Source organism: Pseudoflavonifractor intestinihominis (genome assembly GCF_040096055.1).
Taxonomy (GTDB): Bacteria; Bacillota; Clostridia; order Oscillospirales; family Oscillospiraceae; genus Pseudoflavonifractor; species Pseudoflavonifractor intestinihominis.
The window spans coordinates 16877-35979 of sequence record NZ_JBBMFK010000036.1 but is presented as its reverse complement, the minus strand read 5'-3'; the positions used below and the strand labels follow the sequence as shown (position 1 = coordinate 35979).

Here is a 19103-nt window from a genome sequence, read left to right as displayed (position 1 = left end):
CCCCCCCCCCCCCCCCCCCCCCCCCCCCCCCCCGCCGCTGTATGCTGGCTGCATATTGTTTTAGTCTCCAAGTTTTTCGGACAAACTACTATTTTTTCCCTAGCGCCCGGTCATAGAGCTCCTTCCGGGGCAGGCCGGTCTCCTCTGCCGCACGGCGGGCGGCGTCCCGCAGGGAGAGCCCCTCACCCCGGTAGCGCTCCACCAAGGCCAGGCCGTCCTCCGGGCTGACGCCCTCCTCCTCCACGGGCTGGGCGCCCTCCACCACCAGCACGAACTCCCCCTTGGGGCTGTTGGCCTGGTACCAGGCCACGGCCTCATCCAGGGTGGTGCGGCGCACCTCCTCGTGGAGCTTGGTCAGCTCCCGGCACAGGGAGATCCGCCTGTCCCCGCCGAAGGTGTCCCGCAGGTCGGCCAGGGTGGCGCTCAGCTTGTGGGGGGCCTCGTAGAAGATCATGGTCCGCTGTTCCCCGGCCAGGGAGAGCAGATGGGCCTTCCGGTTCTTCTTGTTCATGGGCAGGAAGCCCTCAAAGGTGAACCGGCCGGTGGGCAGGCCGGACACCGACAGGGCGGTGACCAGGGCGCAGGGGCCGGGGATGGAGATGACCTCCACGCCGTTGTCGGCGCACAGCTTTACCAGCTCCTCGCCGGGGTCGGAGATGGCGGGGGTGCCCGCGTCGGTGACCAGGGCGCAGCTCTCCCCCGCCAGCAGGCGGTTGAGCACGGTCTGGCCGCCGGTCTCGGTGTTGTGGCGGTAGTAGCTCACCATGGGCTTTTTCAGCCCCAGGTGGTTGAGCAGCTTCAGGGACACCCGGGTGTCCTCGGCGGCGATAAAGTCCGCCTCTGCCAGGGTGTCGATCATGCGCTGGGACATGTCCCCCAGGTTGCCGATGGGCGTGGGGACCAGATAGAGTATTCCGGCCATTGGGCCACCTCCAGAAAATCAATCAGTTTACCGGCCCTGTCCGCACGGGCAGGACGTCCAACCCCGGGCGGCCCTGCCGCACCGCCTCCAGCAGCACGGCGGAGGGGGCCTTGTCCTCCCTGTGCTGCACCAGCTGCATCCGCTTGGGCTCCAGTCCGGCGGCCCGGAGAGCGCACAGCAGGTCGGTCAGCCGGTCGGGCCGGTGGACCAGGGCGAAGCGGCCGCCGTTTTTCAGGCACCGGGCGGCCGCGGCACACAGCTGCTCCAGGGTACATCGCTCCTCCATCCGCTCCGGGCCGCCGGAACGGCCGGAGCCGTCGGGAAACCAGGGCGGGTTGGACACCACCAGATCCCACGTCCCCGCCGGCGGCAGGCCGGACGGAGCGCTCAAATCGCCGGTGATGATCTCCCCGGACAGGCCGTTGTCCGCCAGATTGCGCCGGGCAGCGGCGGCGGCCATGGGGGAAATTTCCACACCGCAGACCGTCAAAGTGGAAACCCGGCCCAGCAACAGGAGCAGCAGCGCCCCCGCGCCGCACCCCAGGTCGCACACCCTCCACCCCGGCTTCACCGTGGCGAAGGACCCCAGCAGCAGGCTGTCCTGCCCCAGTGGAAAGCAGCCCTCCTCCCAGCGGTAGGAGAAGGGGCCAAGCTGTTCAATGGGCGGCACGGCCCCTCCCTCCTCTCGGTTCAGTCCTCCCGACCCAGCAGATAGTCGGTGGTCACATGGAAATAGTCTGCCAGAAAAATAAGGGTCAAAGAAGGGACATTGACATACCCATACTCCATGCGCTGATAATGGCGGTCCGTGCATTGCAGCAACTTGGCCATGTCTACCTGCGTTTTATGTTCCTGTTCCCGCAGCTCCTTCAGCCGTTTTCCAAACGGCTCCATAATCTTCTCCAGTGGTGTATAATAAGCACGACTTAGGAGGTGGTGTCATGACTGATTTTTCCCGCTTCCTGTACAGCAGCTACATCAAGCCCTATCTGGACAATCAGCCCAGGGATCTGGAGGCGGAGCACCTCTTCTCCCTGTGGGAGAACAGCCACACCGGACAGGCACGGCAGGAGCAGGAGGCTCTGTTCCGCTTTCTGGCTGTCCACGCCTTCTACCTGGGCCTGCGCACAGGCGTCGGCCTGGCCCGGGACTGCTCCCCCGCCGGGCCGGAGTGTCTTACGACTCAGGAACCGTGAAGTGGGCCAGCGGGTCGGGCCGGGTCCACAGCACCACCCTGCCCGCCCGGCGGCTGGCAGCCACGTCGATGAGCCGCTGGTTGGTGGAGCCCCGGAACAGGGCGTCATAGGACTTCTGTGCCTCCACAAAGGGCCCATCCACCAGCACGTCGGTCTGGGCCAGTAGGGCGTCCCAGTCGGGCCGCCCGGCGGCAGTAAGGACCTCCCAGGTGTAGCCGGTGTAGGTCCACACGTTCTTCCCCTGGCCGTGGGCCAGGGCGGCCAGCCTGGCGCACTCCTCCGCCTGGAGGAAGGGGTCCCCGCCCGAGAGGGTGAGGCCGTCGGTGAGGGGGTTCTTCCCCATCCGCTCCGCCAGCGCCTCCACATCCTCCTCCCGCCCGCCGGCGGGGTCGTGGGTCTCCGGGTTGTGGCAGCCGGGACAGTTATGGGGGCAGCCCTGGGTGAACACCGTAAAGCGGAGTCCCGGGCCGTCCACAATGGAATCGGACATGGTGGACGCGATTCTCATAGGCTCGTTCCTTTCTGTAAACGCTGTTTTCTCCATTATAGCCGCTCCCCCACCAAAGCACAAGGAAATCAGGGAGCGCAGGACCAAAAGTTGCTTTAGACCACTGGGCTCAGGTAAAAGCCTCGCAGAGTTCGCGCCCGCAGGCGCGAATCAAATAAAATTCATTTTCTCCGGCGGCATATACGTCGGAGAAAATTCTTCTCAGCCCGCAAGTGTGGAATTTGTCCGCATCAAGCGGGCAAATTATGCGCGCAGTGGGCTGTATCTGACTCAAAAGAGCGGCCTTGCCGCTCTTTTGACTGAAAAAGTGCCCCTGCCGCATGGCGGCAGGGGCACTGCTCTTATTCTTTGCTTACACCGAGTGCTTCACCCGGTCGTGCTCCTCGGCCCGCTTGGCGTTGTTGAAGCGGTCCAGGGTGCCCACCAGGTAGCCGGTGATGCGGCGGATGCGCTCAAAGGGCACGCCGTCGGCCTCGGTGCGGCCGCAGCCGGGGCACTGGTCGCCGATGATGCCGGAGAAGCCGCACACAGGGTCACGGTCCACCGGGTGGTTCACGGAGCCGTAGCCGATGCCGTTCTCCTTCATGCAGCGGATGACCTTCTCAAAGGCCTCCAGGTTCTCGGTGGGGTCGCCGTCCATCTCGATGTAGCTGATGTGGCCGGCGTTGGTGAGGGCGTGGTAGGGGGCCTCGATGCGGATCTTGTCGTAGGCGGAGATGGGATAGTACACCGGCACGTGGAAGGAGTTGGTGTAGTACTCCCGGTCGGTGATGCCCTCCATGACGCCGAAGCGGGCCTTGTCCATCTTCACAAAGCGGCCGGACAGGCCCTCGGCGGGGGTGGCCAGCAGAGAGAAGTTGAGCCCCCGCTTCTCGCTCTCCGCGTCCATGCGGGCCCGCATGTGGGAGATGATCTCCAGGCCCAGGACCTGGGCCTTCTCGCTCTCGCCGTGGTGCACGCCGATGAGGGCCTTCAGGGTCTCGGCCAGGCCGATGAAGCCCACGGACAGGGTGCCGTGCTTGAGCACCTCACGGACCTCGTCGTCCCAGTCCAGCTTGTCGCTGTCAAGCCAGACGCCCTGGCCCATGAGGAAGGGGTAGTTCCGCACGTGCTTGCGGCACTGGATCTCGAACCGCTCCAGCAGCTGGTCCACGCACAGGTCCATCATCCGGTCCAGGCCCTCGAAGAAGGCGTCCAGGTCCCCCTTGGCCTTGATGGCCAGACGGGGCAGGTTGATGGTGGTGAAGGACAGGTTGCCCCGGCCGTTGCAGATCTCCCGGCTGGGGTCGTACACATTGCCGATGACCCGGGTGCGGCAGCCCATGTAGGCGATCTCGGTCTCAGGACGCTTGGGATCGTAGTACTGCAGGTTGAAGGGGGCGTCGATAAAGCTGAAGTTGGGGAACAGCCGCTTGGCGGAGCAGCGGATGGCCAGCTGGAACAGGTCGTAGTTGGGCTCGCCGGGGTTGTAGTTGACGCCCTCCTTCACCCGGAAGATCTGGATGGGAAAGATGGGGGTCTCGCCGTTGCCCAGGCCGGCCTCGGTGGCCAGCAGCAGGTTCTTCATCACCATGCGGCCCTCGGGAGAGGTGTCCATACCGTAGTTGATGGAGGAGAAGGGGGTCTGGGCGCCCGCACGGGAGTGCATGGTGTTCAGGTTGTGGATCAGGGCCTCCATGGCCTGGTAGGTGGCCCGGTCGGTCTCCTTCACCGCCCGCTGGTGGGCGAACTGCTGGGCCTTCTTGATCTCCTCCTCGTCGCCGAAGCGGCCGGTCAGACGGGGCAGCTCGGCGGCAAAGTAGTCCTCGCAGTGCTCCAGGGTGGGCTGAAGGCCGGTCTCCGCCTGGATGTCGGCCATGACGCCCTTCAGCTCCTTCTCCGGGTCCTCGTCCCCGCACAGGAGCATGAGCGCACGGGCCATATTCTGGCGGTAGCACCTGACAAAGGTCTTCTTCACGCCGTCGGCCATGCCGTAATCGAAGTTCACCACGCTCTGGCCGCCGTGCTGGTCGTTCTGGTTGGACTGGATGGCGATGCAGCACAGGGCGGCGTAGGAGGCGATATCGTTGGGCTCCCGGAGAGTGCCGTGGCCGGTGGAGAAGCCGCCCTGGAACAGCTTCTTGATGTCGATCTGGCAGCAGGTGGTGGTGAGGGTGAGGAAGTCCAGGTCGTGGATGTGGATGTCGCCCTCCCGGTGGGCCCGGGCGTGGTCCGGGTTGAGGACGAACATGTCGTAGAACTGCTTGGCGCCCTCGGAGCCGAACTTGAGCATGGAGCCCATGGCAGTGTCGCCGTCGATGTTGGCGTTCTCCCGCTTGATGTCCGAGTCCTTGGCGGCGGAGAAGGTGATGTCCTCGTAGATCTTCATCAGGCGGGTGTTCATCTCCCGCACCCGGCTGCGGTCGGAGCGGTAGAGGATATAGGCCTTGGCGGTCTGGACGTACCCGTCGTCCATGAGCACCCGCTCCACCAGGTCCTGGATGTGCTCCACGTCGGGCTGCTGGTTGCCCTCCACCTCCAGGATGGAGAGCACCTCGTCGGCCAGCTTGCGGGCCGTGTCCTCGTGGCCGGGCTTGTAGGTGGCGTTGAACGCCTTGGTGATGGCGTGGACGATCTTTTCCTCATCGAAGGGCATAAGCCGCCCGTCGCGCTTGCGAATGCTGCTGATGGTCATATCTCGCTCCTCTTTCCTTTTTTCCGCAAAAAAACGCCCCCCAGAGGGGGCCAAAAGTCCGCTTTATTGTATACAAGATGTAGTGCCATCTTGGTCAGTGAGTGTATATATAGTATACCATCCCGGACAAGCCGTCAAGGGTCCGGCATGCGCCCAGGCGGAAAACGCCCGCCGAATTTAGCAGAGGTTTTTTGGATAGGTTGACAGTTGACGCTCCGGCCCAAGGCTTTGCGGACTTGGGGCCCGGATGATAAGAGGAAAAAAATACTGGCATTTTTTGTATTTTACTTACCCCGGCACGTCCAGAACGATTTGAAAAAGTATCAAATCACATGCCTCCCCTATCTGGGCGGCGTCAGGATTTTTGACATGCAGAACCCCCGGCTCCGCATAGGCGGAGCCGGGGGTTCCTTGGTCCGGATTTACAGGGAAGCTATGTCGGAGATCACTTCGTCTCCAGGAAGTTCATCATGATCTGCGCCACTTCAGCGCGGGTAGCGGTACCGGTGGGATCCAGCACGCCGTTGCCCTTGCCGCCGATGACGCCGGCGCCCACAGCCCAGGCCATGGCCTCCTTGGCCCAGCCAGAGGTGGCGGAGCCGTCGGAGAAGCTCTCCAGGCTGCCCGCAGCGCTGGTATCCTCGCCCTTGTACTGAGCGTAGCGGTAGAGGATGGCGGCCATCTGCTCACGGGTGATGGAATCGTCGGGCTGGAAGCTGCCGTTGTAGCCGTTGACAATGTCGTTGGCAGCGGCCCACACCACAGCGTCGGTGTACCACTGGCCGGCAGGCACGTCGTTGAAGGGGTTGGACCCGGTGACGGTGGGCTGCTTCTCCATGTTGTAGAGGATCTGCGCCATCATGCTCCGGGTGAGGTTCATGCCGGGCGCGAAGGTGGTGGCGGAAGTGCCGTTCATGATGCCGTTGTCGGTCACATAGACCACGGCCTTGCCGTACCAGGCATCCATGTCCACGTCGGTGAAGGTCTCCTCGCTCACCTCACCAGCAGGCGCGAACTTCGCCTCGATGGTGTGGCGGCCGTTCACCTTCTCGAAGGTGTAGCTGGACACAGCGCCCACACTCTTGCCGTCCACCAGCACGTCGCTGATCACATAGCCCTCGTTGGCGGTAATGGTGAAGGTGCGGCTGGTATTCATGGGGACCCACACAGAGCCTCTGGGGCTGATGGTTCCGCCCTCGCCGGCAGTGGCGACGATGTTGTACTGCATCACGGAGCTGGACTCATCGCTCAGGCCATCTCTGGCGATCTTAAGGGCGTTGAAGGCCTCGTCCACCTGAGTCTGGGTGGCGCTGCCGTCCAGCAGCACGTCCACCGCGTCGCTGAGGGCTCTGCGGAAGGCCAGCCAGCTGCTGTCGGAGTAGCCGCTGTTGGCCATGGCGGCGCACTCGTCATACAGGGCGTACAGCTCGGTCTTGTCGGCAATGGTCAGGGAGTTGATGGCGGTTTCCAGAGCCTCATAGGCCGCCAGCAGAGCCTGATCGTCGCCGCTCTTCAGGGCTTCCTCGGCCTGGGCCAGAGCGTCCTGGAAGGCCTTCCAGCTCTGGTCGGTGTAGCTGCCCTGAGCGTCGTTCTTGTGCTGATCGTAGAGGGACTGGAGCACGCTGTCGTCCACAGCCAGCTTGGCGGCCTCCAGCGCGACGGCCTCGCCGCCGGCCACGGTGGCCTCCATGGTGATGGTGTCATAGCCAGCAGCAGTGACAGTCAGCACATAGTCGCCGGCCGCCAGAGGCACGGTGGTGAAGCGGCCGTCGCCGCCGGTCACGGTGCTGGTGACCACATCGCTGGCGCGGGTGTTCTTCTCAGTCACGGTGATCTGGGCGCCAACCACAGGCTCGTTGGCGCTGTTGAGGATCTGGCCGCTGATGGGAGCGGTGTCCTCCGCGGCCTCGTCAGCGGGGGTGATGGAGAGGTTGTCGATGATGAAGGCGGCGTCGGCGTTGCGGCCCATGTTGATGCCCACATAGCCGGCCTCGCTGGGCGGGTTGGACATGGCCACTTCATCCATCAGCTGGACGCCGTCCACCCACAGGGAGATGTTGTTGTCCTTCAGGGTGACCTTGATATGGGTGGTGACGCCCACATACAGGCCGGGGCCCTGGACGGTGCTGGACCACAGGTTGCCGCTGCCGAAGTACTCCCAGCCCCAGCCATTGGCACTGTCGAAGGTGCCGATGAAGATACGGCTGTTCATACCGTTGCCGCGCAGGGTCACGCCGAAGCGGGAGCCGGTGGTCAGAGGCGTCACGTCCATCTCGACCGTGCCGTTCTTCATGCTGAGGGTCTGATCCACCACGCTGTTGCGCTCGGTGCTCTTGAAGGTCACCTTCAGGGCCTTGCTGCCGTTGTAGTCCACGGCCTCGATGACCTCGTTGGCGCCGTCGCCCGCATTGCCGGCCAGAGGCTGGATCATGGAGACGTCGCCGCTGTCGAAGGTGTTGACGTAGCCGCTGCCAGTCTTGGTGGCGAGGGTCACGTCCTTCTGGTTGGTCTCACCGGCGGTGAGGGTGCCGGCATCCACGGTGATAACATCGTAGCCCTGGGCGGTCACCTTGACCATATACCGCTCGGCGGACAGCCAGTCGAACTCATAGCGGCCCTGAGCGTCGGTCACGCAGGTGGCGCCGGTGGGACGGTAGCCGCTGTTCTCCAGGGTGACGGTGGCGCCGGCCACGGGGTTGCCCTCGGCGTCAGCCACCACGCCGGTCAGCTTGGTCACCAGACGGGTCAGGTTGAGCATGGTGCGCTCCAGCTCGGTGGCGGCCTGGGTCACGGCCTCCTGGGTGGCCTCAGGATTGTTCAGAACGTCCTTGGCGGCGGACAGAGCGGCCTGGAAGGCAGCCCAATCGCCGGTGTAGTCGCCCTCGAGCATAGCGCTGCCCTCGGTGACCAGCTGGCTCAGATCGCCCTTGCTCACCTCGCTGACGGTGATGCTCAGGTCATCCAGCACAAAGTCCTTATAGCCGCCGAAGTCGGCCGCAGCACCGCTGGTGCCCTGGGTATTCGCACCCTTGCCGGTGGAGCGGATGCCGAACCAGGTCTGGCCGGACTCGTCGCCGATGATGGTGAAGGTGCAGGTGGCGGTCTCGCCCAGGGACATCTTCAGAGGCACAGCGGTGGCGGTGCTGTTGTTGTAGGCGCCGCTGCCGTAGACCACCTCATAGGTGCCCTCGGAGCCCATCTGATACTTGAAGCTGACGTTGTAGGTCACGCCGGGCTCAAAGTGGAAGTTCTGGGGAATGGTGTAGTAGATGGCGTTGTTGTACCCGACCAGGCCGTTGATCTTGACAGACCAGTTGCCGTCCAGCACGTCGTCCATCTTCTTCACGTCCCAGCCGGCCTGGGTGTAGGGGGCGTGGAGCTCGGAGAGGTGGTTCCGGCCGTCGGCAATGCCCTGGGCGCCGGACATGACGAAGGGGAACAGGCCCTGGGCCTCGTTCTCGAAGTCCTGATAGAAGGCGACGATGTTGCCCTCCTCGTCATAGGTGTACAGGTCGGACTCATTGGCCACCACGCGGACATCGTCGAAGTAGGTGTTGCCCTCGCCCGCCTCGCGGCTCAGGGTCAGGACCACATCCCCGCTCTCAGGCGCGGTGAAGAACACGTACATGTTCTGGAAGTAGCTGCTGCCGCTCTCGGTGGGGTTGCCGTTGTGGTGGATGTAGCTGCTGATGTAGTTGCGGGCAATGGAGCGCAGGGTGTAGTTGCTGGCCAGAACCTCATCGCCGCAGGTGATGGTGATGGAGGCCTTGGCGTCGCTGCGGTTGTCCACGCCCACGTACACGGCGTACTTCTGGCCGGCCACCAGATCGGTGATCTTCTGGCTGACAGTGGCCTCGCCGCTCATCTTGAGCATGGGGGTCAGGTGGGAGGTAACAGCCCGCTCGGCAGCGCCGGTCACGGTCCAGCTGTCGGTCAGGACGCCGTTGAAGGACACGTCGGTCAGGTGCATGCCGGCGGCAGTGTAGGTGACGTCGGGAGCGGGAGCGCCCTTGTCGCCCTTGACCACCACGTAGGGCACACCGGCCTCGGCGGTCAGAGTGATCCGGCCGTCCTTCACTTCCACCACGGTCTCGTTGGTGCGGCCCTGGTCGGTCAGCTCGTAGACCTTGACGTTGGCCAGATCGGTCCAGCCGTCGGGCAGATCCCAGGTGCTCTCGCCGTCAACCAGGTTGTAGTGGTAGAGCTTCTCGTTCTCGGCGGAGACAACGTCGCCGTTCTCATCCCAGTACCAGGGGATCAGGTACTGCAGGTTGCCGGCGGGGGCGTTGCTGGTGAAGTCGCCGGGGTCGGAGGCGCCGCGGAGAATCTCCTTGCCGTTGAGGGTGATGGTGCGGGAGCGGTACTCCAGCTTGTTCGCCGGGGTGTCATAGGAATAGGTGTCGTTGATCTCGCTGTCGGAGCCGCGGGTGACCACCACGGTGTCCGTCCGGTCCTCGCTCTGGAGGGTGATCTGGACCTCAGGAGTCCACTGGGAGCGCTGGTTCTCGCTGAAGCCGCCGGAGCTGGTGCCGTAGGGGATGGAGGCGGCCTCGTCGTTGTCCACCCACTTCATGATGTCGTAGTGCTGGAGGAACTTGGTGGGCAGCATCTGGTTGTACAGGTTGTCGATGAAGAGATCGTACTCCACATCGCCCTGCCAGCCCTCAAAGCCCTGCATCACGGGGCCGCCCAGCAGGGGGGCGTTGGAGGCGCCGCCGTAGGTGGGGAAGTCGGGCGGGAAGGAGTCCTTGTAGCTGTTGAGCATGAAGCGCATGATCTCGCTGTTGAGCTTGCCCTTCTGATCATAGCCGCCGTAAGTAAAGTCGGTGACCCAGTGCTGGAAGGTGGAATCCCACTCGTTGGCGTAGCCCCACTCGTGGACGATCCGCCACTCATTGCTGGTGATCTCGTTGGAGAGCTTGCGGGTCTGCCAGGCGTCCTCGGTGCCGGAGGTGTTGTTGCCCCACACGTCCACGTAGACGTAGTCCAGGTTGTCCCCTACCAGCTCATAGAGCTTGTCGAAGCGCTCGTTCCGGTTGCCGGAGGCCAGGTCGTAGACGCCGTTGATGCCGATGCCCTGGTCCAGCCAGTTCCAGCCGTAGCTGAGCAGCTGGCCGTTGCGCTTGACCATGTCCTCGTTGAAGGCCTTGGCCTCGGGGTAGAACTCGCTGGCGTTGACGTGGATACCGAACTCAGCGCCGTACTTGTGGCCCTCGGTCAGCATGGTGAGCATGTCCTCCACGCCGCCGATGCGCCGGCCGATGTCATAGTAGTCGGGGTGGCCGGAGTCGTGGCCCTCGTTGGCGTAGCCCTTGAGAAGCACGGACTGGCCCAGGCCGTCGGAGTTGAGGGCCACCCGCTTGACGTTGTCAAGAGCAGTCAGGAAGGGGTTGGGCGCCTCACTCTGGAAGTTCATGGAGATACGGGTGGTGACCAGATCCCGCACGCTGTCGCTGTAGGCGGGGATGTGGATGATCTCCTGGTCACGGGCGGCGATGGCGGCATCCTGCCAGTCGACGGTCTCGTCGCTGTTCTCGTCGCCGGTGATGACCACCTTCACGTAGGGCATCTCGTCGATACCGGCCCGAATGCCCACTACCTTCTCCTCATCGGTCAGGTTGGCATAGGAGGCCTGGGTGGCGTCGCTGCTGCTGATCTTGCGGTCCAGATACCACAGGGAGCTGCCCACGCCCACGGTCTTGTAGGTGCCCCGGTCCTGAGCGGTGACGGTCAGGCGGTAGTTGTTGGAACCGGCCGCGCCGCTGCCGGCGTCGGAGTTGCTGGAGATGCCGGCGCTCAGCTCGCTGTTGGACAGGAAGGCGTACATGTAGCCCTGGTTGTTCACGCTGTTCACATTCAGATCGCCGTCCACCGCGAGGAAGGTGTCGCCGCTCTGGATGGTGCTGCTGCCCAGACGGGCGGCGGCCAGCTCCGCGCCGGCCTGGGTGCTGCGCACGGAGATCAGGCTGTGATTGGGGATCTCGATGCTCTCAACCGGGTGATTGACCTTGTCGGCCTTCTCACCGTAGGTCAGGTCGGTGATGTTGAAGGCCAGGGTGTTGCCCTGGGCCACCATCTCGGCGGTGATGACCGCGTCGATGTTGTTGCCCTCATCCTGGACCGTCATGGTATAGGTGATCTTGCTGCCCTCCGTCTGAGCGGTCACAACGGGCTTCACGGACACGCCGTTGATCTTCAGGGTGTCCAGCTGAGTCACCTGTCCGTAGAAGGTCTTGCCGTCATTGGCACCCTTCATGTTGTACTGGATGACCCGGGGGAACGCGGTGTCCACCACCACGTCCATGGCCTCGGTGCTCAGGGTGGCGGTCTCGATCTTCAGGGCGGTCAGGACCACGTTCAGGCCCGTCACGTCGGCGTCGGAGATCTCCACCTGCTGGCTGGCGTCCTCATAGCCGTCGGCCGCGACGGTCATGGTGTAGGTGCCGGTGGTGAGGTCGGTGATCGTGAACTCACCGCTGCCATTGGTCACGTCCTGCTTGCCGTTGAGGGTGACCACCGCGTTGGCCACGGGCTTCTCCCCGTCGGTGACGGTGCCGCTGACAGAGCGGCCCTCCACCTTGGCCTGGCCGGTGTAGTGGATGTCGCTGAGCATGTACTCCGTAATGCTGCTGCCGTAGACGCCGGCCTTGAAGCCGACTCGGCCCTGATTCTCCTCAGATACCACAACGCTGGAGAAATCAACAGGCATATTCTGGAACAGATCCTTGCCGTTGACCGTGGCCTTGGTGAGGGAGGAGCCGGTCCACTCCAGACGGAGGGTGGCCTCAGTGCCCACGCCGGGGGCGGCCACGCGGCTGCCCTGATACCAGGCATTGCTTCCGCCGTCATAGGTCTGCCAGAACCAACCGGTGGCGTCTGCACCCACAAAGAAGCCCTTGCCGGGGTTCTCGTAATTCAGGTACAGGCCCAGTCTGGTGTCAGCCACGGTGGGCTTGAAGGTGACCTCCAGGAAGGCGGTCCCATCGGCACCCACGCCCTTCAGCGCAGCAGACATGGTCTCGTCGATAAAGACGGCGGGGTAGGAGGCCGCGGCGGTAGCATTTCCGTTTGTAGCGTCCGCCTTCAGGTGGCGCTCCCCGTCCTTGATCTCGCAGATGGCGCCCGTACCCTTGACGGTAGCGGGGTCCTGGGACCAGATGTCGTGGATGGCGCCGTCGGCCACGCCCACATCGGGATCGCCAGGCTCGGTGGGCCCGGGCTCCACAGAGGTCTCATCGGAGACCACGAAATAGTTGATCTCAGCCTGGTAATCACCCAGGGAGGACTTTTCCGCATTCTCATTGGCCCGGTCAGTGAAGGTGAGCACCAGGGTGTGCTCTGCGTTCTCCAGGCCGGTCACCTCGTAGACCAGCTGCTCGTTGCCACCTTCTCCATCGCCGTAGAAGTCCACATCGACCGCATCCCCGTCATCCACGGCGGCGGTCATGATGGGGCCGTTGAACGCCTTCTTGCCGTACACGGCGATGCCCGCGCCGGTGAAGGTCACGGTCACAGTGGAGCCGACGGTGTTTCCGTAGTGAGTAGTAGCGCCGGACCCGCTGTCATAGGTCCAGGGACTCCAGTCGTCGCCAGACCAGACAACCGCATCGTCAGAGTCCTCGATGCGCTGGCCTGCCCGCTCCGCAGTCAGGCTGATCGCCGGCGCGTCCCCCTCGTCCGTGGGAAGCGCCGTGTCTGCCGCTCCGGCCGGTATCATGCCGCCCAGCATTCCCAGGCAGAGGAGCAGTGCGATGGCCTTCTGGGTTTTTGTCTTGAAACTTGCCATGCTAATTCTCCCTTCCTTTATAATATAGGATAAACATCCTTATCCCACCAAATAAAACCATTTCTTTCCCATAGGTTTTACAGGCTTTTCCTGACAGAAAACCGGCTCCAGCGGTGGTCATATAGTTGGAGCTGGTCTTCTGTCTCTGTCAGGTGTTTGATGCTGCCGTACAGGAGAAATATTGTTCTGTCAGATCTCGTACCACTTGATCTCGTTGGCGGCCAGATCCAGCTGGAAGCTGGAGCCGTCGCCCTTGTAGACCGTGGTGCTCTGGGGCTCGTAGGTGTTGTTGACCACGCAGTACTTGCCGTTGGCCACGAAGGCGTGGACCTCCACGTTGAAGTTGCTGGAGAACCACTTGTTCAGGTCCTCCTCACCATGGGCGGACCACAGGATGGAGCGGTACAGCACACGGCTGTTCTCAAAGGTGTAGGGCAGGCCGGAGATGTACACGCAGCGGCCGGCGCCATAGTTGTGGACGGCCATCTGCACTTCCTTCTCACGCTGCACCAGAATCTCGGTGCCCTCCAGGGCATAGATGCTCTTCTTGCCCTCGCCGAAGTCCATCTCCTTGGTGCAGTCGGCCAGGATGAAGTGGTCGGGATGCTCGTCCCAGTTGTACTTGTCGTAGTTCAGGGTGAAGCCGGTCTCCTTCTCCACGCCCAGGGCGCCCGCCAGCTGGAGGTAGCGGCCCTGGTACTGGTGGCCGGAGGGCTCACCCACGCCGATGAAGCCGCCGCCGTTCCAGATGAAGCCCCGGATGGCAGCCGTCACAGCCGGGTCCTCCCACACGGCGCCGCCGGTGTGGGCGGTGTCGCCGTCGCCCACGTTGATGAGCACGTCGATGTTGTCCAGGATGGAGGGGTCGGCCTTCACGTCGTCGAAGCTGATGAACTTCACGTCAAAGGGAGCGCCGGACAGGGCCTCGATAACGCCGGCATAGGAGTAGTTCTGCTTCTGGTACAGAGCGTGGTGCACCATGTGGCAGCCCCAGGAGCGCATCTTGCCCCAGCTGTTGAGCACAGCCACGGTCTTGATGCAGTAGGGCGTGGTGCCCTTGATGTTGGCGTACAGCTCACGGAACTCGTTGCACACGCTCTCCACGTAGTCGATGAAGTCGGGGAACTGGCAGGCCAGCTTCAGGTAGCCGCCGTAGCCGATGCGGTCGATGGGCTTGCGCAGGATGGCACGCCGGGCGGTCACCCAGTTCTCCTTGGCCTCCTTCACAGGGTCGCCGCCCTCGTGGAAGGTGTCGGGGAAGAAGTAGGGCAGGAAGCGGCCCTCAGTGTACTTCACGCCGGGGATGTCGCTGATGAGGCGCAGGGTGGAGCCGTTGCCCACGCTGCCCACCACCGCGTCCAGGCCGATGGTCTTGAACTCGTCCATAAAGGGCTCGGTGCCGATCCAGTGGTCGCCCAGGAACATCATGGCTTCCTTGCCCAGCTCGTGGGTGATGTCCACCATCTCCTTGGCCAGCTTGGCCACCTCGCGGCGCTGGAAGGCCTGGAAGTCCTTGAACTCCTTGCTGGGCACCCGGTACTGGTTGTTGTAGTAGCCCTGGTCGATGATGTACTCGGGGCGGAACTTGTAGCCCACTTCCTTCTCGAACTGCTCCAGGATGTAGGGGGACACGGAGGCGGAGTAGCCGTACCAGTCCACGTACCGCTCCCGCTTGAGCTCGTCAAACATGAGGGTGAACTGGTGGAAGAAGGTGGTGTAGCGGATCACGTTCACGTAGGGGTGCTCCGCGATGAACTTGCGCAGGCGCTCCATGGTGAACTTGTGGGTCTTGGGCTGGCGCACATCAAAGGTGATCTGGTGTTCGAAGTTCTGCCAGTTGTTGGTCACCGCGTTGTACATGTGGACGGGGTCCCAGATGAGGTAGGCCAGGAAGCTCACGGTGTAGTCGTGATACTTCTCCACGTTCTTGATGACCACGCAGCCGGTATTTTCGTCATAGTCCCAGTTGGCGGTGTCCACGACCTCGCCGCTGGTCCGGTCGATGACCTCCCACCAGCGCTTGATGTCGTCCCGGGTGTTGACTTTCATCAGCTCGTCGCTGATGCCCTTCATCAGGGGGATGGACAGGGTATCCTCAGTGGCGGGGTAGAATCCGCTCATGATGTAGCACTGCTGCACCTCGTCGGGATTGGCCTTGGCCCACGCGTTATCCTTCCGGGTGGTGTAGTACGTGGAGTACACCTTGGCGTCCACGCTCTTCAGCTCTTCCGGATAGTCCGTACCGTCGCAGTCACGGATGGCATCAGCGCCCCAACGCTTCAGTATCTCCAGGGTCTCGGGCACCACGTCCACGTCTGTGGGGATGGTTACCCGCCCGTGCTTCCGATCAAATTCGCTCATGTTTTTCCTCCGCTTATTTGGATTTCTTGGTCTTGTCCTTTGCTTCCTCGAAGGGCTTGTTGTACAGCAGCAGGGCGGTCAGCAGCAGCACCAGGCCCACCAGCATGATGCCTAGGCCGGCCAGCTCTCCGGTCATCTTCCAGCCGGCGACCACCAGGATCAGGCCTACTACTGTAAAAATCGCGATCAGGCTCACCCGCAGGGGCATGTGCTCTTTCCAGAATTTCATATGCTCACCTTAACCTTTCAGTCCGCCCACGGTCATGCCCTGGATCAGCTTCTTCTGAACGCAGATGTACAGGATCAGGGTGGGCAGCATGACCATCACCAGGCCGGCGTACATGATACCGTACTGGGCCGCAGACTGCTGGGCCTGCATCAGGTTCAGCAGGCCGACGGGCAGGGTCTTGGCGCCGTTGGCGGAGCTCATCAGGGTCATGGAGATGATGTACTCGTTCCAGAAGGACAGGAAGTTGAAGAGGACGATGGTCACGATAGAGGGCTGGGCCATGGGGAAGATGATCTGGATCATGGTCTTGCCGTAGCCGGCGCCGTCGATGTAGGCCGCCTCCTCATAGTCATGGGCCAGGGTGGCAAAGTAGCCCGACAGGAGGTAGATGGTGAAGGGCAGGGCGGTGGCTGCGTACACAATGGCCAGCACCACGATGTTGTTGAGCAGGAAGCCGCTGCCGAACACGTTTTTCAGGAAGGTGTCGCCGTCACGCAGCATCAGGAAGATGGGCACCACGATGTAGTTGACGTTGATGAACAGACCGGCCATAAAGGCGGTGTTCAGGAACTTGCGGCCCCGGAAGTGGAACCGGGACAGGCAATAGGCCGCAGGCAGGGCCACCACCAGCAGGATGACCAGGGCCAGGGCAGTGGCGATGACGGAGTTGAGCATGTAGTCGCCCATCTTGGCCGTGTTCCACGCGTCCACGAAGTTCTGCCAGTGGAAGCCCAGAGGCAGGGACCAGGGGTTGCCGTAGAACTCGCTGTTTTCCTTGATGGAGGCCATGAACACCCACGCCACAGGCACCAGGATGCACACGGCCAGGGCAATCAGGACGACATAGATAAATACTTTATAGAGCTTTTCGCCAGCACGATTTTCTTTCATCAAAGTCCCCTCCTCTCTTAGAATTCCAGCGGCTTACGCTTGGTGGCACGGTTCACCAGGGCCGACAGGGCGAAGGAGAACAGGAAGACCACCACGCCGATGGCCATGGAGTAGCCGTACAGGCCGGCGTCTTTCTGTCCGTACATGTAGCTCAGGGCCACCTCGCTGGCGCCGTTGGGGCCGCCGGAGGTCATGGCCTTGATGAACAGGAAGGCCATGTTGATGGTGGAGATGATGAAGAAGGTGAGGGTGGTGCGGATGTTGGTCCAGATCAGGGGGATGGTGATCTGGAAGAACTGCTTCACCCGGCCGGCGCCGTCCAGGCTGGCGGACTCATACAGGCTCTGGGGCACGCTGGCCATGGAGGCCATGTACATGACCATGTAGTAGCCGATGGCCTGCCACACCATGGCGATGATGATACTCACCATGACCAGGGGCTCATCCTTCCAGAGCACCGTCACAGTCTGGCCGGTGATCATGGACAGCAGGCTGTTGAACATGCCGTTCTCGGGCTTGTAGATGGCGGAGAAGATACCGGAGATAACGACCACGGAGAGAATGTTGGGGATGTAGAAGATCACCCGGAACAGGTTCTTGCCCTTGACGTTCTCCCGGGTGAGGATCCCGGCGAACACCAGCGCGAAGGCGAAGGTCACCATGGTGACCACCACGATGAGCAGGATGGTGTTCTGCATGGAACGGATGAACAGGGAGTCGTTGATGAGGGCCTGGAAGTTGGCAAAGCCCACGAAGGTCTCCGTGGGGGAATAGGCGCCTCTCTCAAAGAGGGACATGCGGAAGACGTTGATGGTAGGGATGATCATGAAGATCACAAAGAGAATGACTGCAGGGGCCACGCACAGCGCAACAAATCGGCTGCGTCCCTTATTCTTTTTCACACGCTCAGCTCCTTTCTGCGCCGGCTCCGGCCGGAATCGCAGCAACACACACTGGAGAGCAAAGGGGACGATGAGCAGCCTGCTACTCATCGTCCCCCCCGCTCTCCTGAATACTGGTTATTCAGTTGTTTTCAAAGATGATTACTGGAGGTTGGCGCGCATCTGGTCGCTGGCGGCCTTGATGCTGTCGATCCACTCCTGCTCGCTCATGGAACCGGACACCAGGGAGTTCACGGGATCGAAGAAGACCTCGCGGACGGTGCCCAGACCGGCCACGGACTTGTAGGAGGCGAAGGAACCCAGAGCGGCCTTGGCGCCGTCGTCGTAGATGCCGTAGAAGATCTGGTTGTCGCCGGTCAGCTGGTCCACGATGCCGGTGACAGGCTGAACAGCGCCGGCAGCGGCGAACAGGTCAGCGGCGGTGTCGCTGTACATGAAGGCGATGAACTGCTTGGCGGCGTCGATGTGCTCAGCGCCGGCGGGGATCCACATCTGCTCGAAGAAGGTGTAGCTGTAGCGGTCGCCGCCCTCGGTCAGAGCGGGCAGAGCGGTCATGCCCCACTCGAAGCCGTCAGCGCGGGGAGCCTCAGCCATCTCGCCCACGATCCAGGTGCCGTTGGGCATGAACAGGGCCTTGTTGTCCAGGACCAGCTGCTGGTTCTGGGTGAAGTCCTGATCGTTGGCCTGGGCGGGGGTGATGGGGTTGGTGTAGGTGGCCAGCTTGGCAACGGTGTCGAACGCGGTCTTGGCAGCGTCGGTATCCCAGATGCCCTCAGCGTAGTGGGTGGCGTCGAAGAAGAAGTCCTCGCCGCCGGCCTCGTACATCAGAGCATAGAAGAAGGCGTCAAAGTAACCGGTGGTGGGGTAAGTAAACAGGGAGATGTCCTCAGCAGCGGCCTTGTCGCCCAGCTCCCACATCTCGTCCCAGGTGGTGGGAACCTCCCAGCCCTTCTCCTCGAACAGACCCTTGTTGTAGAACAGGCCGCAGGGGGAGTAGAACATGGGGGCCAGGTAGGTCTTGCCGTCGGCGTAGGGGTTGGTGATGGAGCTGTCGTTGACGAAGCCGGGGATGATCTTGTCGCCCACGGTCACGTCCTCGCCGGGCACGGTCATGGAGAGCACGTCGGTGATCTCGGCGATGTTGTGGTCCTTGATGAACTGCTCGGTCAGGCCAGCCTCACGGCCGGTGGCCAGGTGGATCACGTCGGGGTACTCGCCGCCCTGCATGGCGGGGCCGATGACGTCCTCCAGCTTCTTGTCCACGGTCAGCTCGACCTTGATGCCGGTCTGATCAGTGAAGGCGTCGGCGACCTTCTGCCACACGTCGGTGCCGTAGCTGGTCTCGATGGCGGCCACCTTGATGGTCTCGCCGGTGGTCTCACCGCCGGACTGGCTGCCGCTGGGAGCGGGAGTGTTGCTGGTGCCGCCGGGAGTGCTGTTGGAGCAGCCGGCAAGGAGCGAGGCGGAAAGCGCGAGGGTCAGGCCGAGAGCTGTGAGCTTCTTCAGTTTCATTTCCTTATAACCTCCTAATAAAGTTTCCCTTTTGAGCGTTTGCGAGGTGTTTGTTCACCTCTCGATAGCTCTAGTATACAGTTTCCAGTCAGGATATCAACGTTATTCTTGTCTTCAATTTT

The 19103-nt window shown here is 62.5% G+C and carries 12 protein-coding genes; 1 reads left to right on the top strand and 11 read right to left on the bottom strand.

The window, feature by feature from the left end; all coding sequences use genetic code 11:
- Positions 1–88: 88 nt before the first annotated feature.
- From rsmI to WMO64_RS15800, 3 genes are read right to left on the bottom strand one after another with little or no spacing between them, the layout of a single operon-like run.
- On the bottom strand, positions 89–922 hold the full coding sequence (rsmI, locus tag WMO64_RS15810; protein WP_294517525.1) for a 16S rRNA (cytidine(1402)-2'-O)-methyltransferase: 834 nt from the start codon (positions 920–922) through the stop codon (positions 89–91).
- Between the two features lie 22 nt (positions 923–944).
- Positions 945–1592 carry a tRNA1(Val) (adenine(37)-N6)-methyltransferase gene (locus WMO64_RS15805; RefSeq protein WP_349232604.1) on the bottom strand — a complete coding sequence of 216 codons (648 nt, stop codon included), beginning with the start codon at positions 1590–1592 and terminating at the stop codon, positions 945–947.
- A 20-nt stretch (positions 1593–1612) separates the two neighbouring features.
- Complete coding sequence (locus WMO64_RS15800; protein ID WP_349232603.1) at positions 1613–1816, bottom strand: helix-turn-helix domain-containing protein; 204 nt, start codon at positions 1814–1816, stop codon at positions 1613–1615.
- 47 nt (positions 1817–1863) lie between these two features.
- On the opposite strand from WMO64_RS15800, the gene WMO64_RS15795 reads away from it, so the two are divergent.
- Positions 1864–2118 carry a hypothetical protein gene (locus WMO64_RS15795; protein ID WP_349232602.1) on the top strand — a complete coding sequence of 85 codons (255 nt, stop codon included), beginning with the start codon at positions 1864–1866 and terminating at the stop codon, positions 2116–2118.
- Here the strand turns inward: WMO64_RS15795 and nrdG are convergent.
- The 8 genes from nrdG to WMO64_RS15755 all read right to left on the bottom strand — a co-directional run bounded on the left by nrdG (position 2099) and on the right by WMO64_RS15755 (position 18981).
- Complete coding sequence (gene nrdG / locus WMO64_RS15790) at positions 2099–2626, bottom strand: anaerobic ribonucleoside-triphosphate reductase activating protein (RefSeq protein WP_349232601.1); 528 nt, start codon at positions 2624–2626, stop codon at positions 2099–2101. The two genes, WMO64_RS15795 and nrdG, sit on opposite strands and share 20 nt — an antisense overlap.
- A 352-nt stretch (positions 2627–2978) precedes the next feature.
- The gene (locus tag WMO64_RS15785; RefSeq protein WP_349232600.1) at positions 2979–5300 is read right to left on the bottom strand and encodes an anaerobic ribonucleoside triphosphate reductase; all 2322 of its coding nucleotides are present in this window, start codon (positions 5298–5300) and stop codon (positions 2979–2981) included.
- 445 nt (positions 5301–5745) lie between these two features.
- Positions 5746–13086, bottom strand: coding sequence for an endo-alpha-N-acetylgalactosaminidase family protein (locus WMO64_RS15780; protein WP_349232599.1), 7341 nt, complete (start codon positions 13084–13086; stop codon positions 5746–5748).
- 189 nt (positions 13087–13275) lie between these two features.
- Positions 13276–15447, bottom strand: a complete 2172-nt coding sequence (gene gnpA / locus WMO64_RS15775; RefSeq protein ID WP_349232598.1) for a 1,3-beta-galactosyl-N-acetylhexosamine phosphorylase — start codon at positions 15445–15447, stop codon at positions 13276–13278.
- A 13-nt stretch (positions 15448–15460) separates the two neighbouring features.
- The gene (locus WMO64_RS15770) at positions 15461–15676 is read right to left on the bottom strand and encodes a DUF6903 family protein (RefSeq protein WP_349232597.1); all 216 of its coding nucleotides are present in this window, start codon (positions 15674–15676) and stop codon (positions 15461–15463) included.
- Positions 15677–15685: 9 nt separating this feature from the next.
- Positions 15686–16567, bottom strand: coding sequence for a carbohydrate ABC transporter permease (locus WMO64_RS15765; protein WP_349232596.1), 882 nt, complete (start codon positions 16565–16567; stop codon positions 15686–15688).
- 17 nt (positions 16568–16584) lie between these two features.
- The gene (locus tag WMO64_RS15760) at positions 16585–17469 is read right to left on the bottom strand and encodes a carbohydrate ABC transporter permease (protein WP_349232595.1); all 885 of its coding nucleotides are present in this window, start codon (positions 17467–17469) and stop codon (positions 16585–16587) included.
- A 141-nt stretch (positions 17470–17610) separates the two neighbouring features.
- Positions 17611–18981: a carbohydrate ABC transporter substrate-binding protein gene (locus tag WMO64_RS15755; RefSeq protein ID WP_349232594.1), complete on the bottom strand. Its 1371-nt coding sequence runs from the start codon at positions 18979–18981 to the stop codon at positions 17611–17613.
- Between the last annotated feature and the right edge of the window lie 122 nt (positions 18982–19103).

Coding starts and splice junctions, on each gene's coding strand:
- rsmI (WP_294517525.1), bottom strand. CDS start 922: ATGGCCGGAATACTCTATCTGGTCCCCACGCCCATCGGCAACCTGGGG.
- WMO64_RS15800 (WP_349232603.1), bottom strand. CDS start 1,816: ATGGAGCCGTTTGGAAAACGGCTGAAGGAGCTGCGGGAACAGGAACAT.
- WMO64_RS15795 (WP_349232602.1), top strand. CDS start 1,864: ATGACTGATTTTTCCCGCTTCCTGTACAGCAGCTACATCAAGCCCTAT.
- nrdG (WP_349232601.1), bottom strand. CDS start 2,626: ATGAGAATCGCGTCCACCATGTCCGATTCCATTGTGGACGGCCCGGGA.
- WMO64_RS15785 (WP_349232600.1), bottom strand. CDS start 5,300: ATGACCATCAGCAGCATTCGCAAGCGCGACGGGCGGCTTATGCCCTTC.
- WMO64_RS15780 (WP_349232599.1), bottom strand. CDS start 13,086: ATGGCAAGTTTCAAGACAAAAACCCAGAAGGCCATCGCACTGCTCCTC.
- gnpA (WP_349232598.1), bottom strand. CDS start 15,447: ATGAGCGAATTTGATCGGAAGCACGGGCGGGTAACCATCCCCACAGAC.
- WMO64_RS15770 (WP_349232597.1), bottom strand. CDS start 15,676: ATGAAATTCTGGAAAGAGCACATGCCCCTGCGGGTGAGCCTGATCGCG.
- WMO64_RS15765 (WP_349232596.1), bottom strand. CDS start 16,567: ATGAAAGAAAATCGTGCTGGCGAAAAGCTCTATAAAGTATTTATCTAT.
- WMO64_RS15755 (WP_349232594.1), bottom strand. CDS start 18,981: ATGAAACTGAAGAAGCTCACAGCTCTCGGCCTGACCCTCGCGCTTTCC.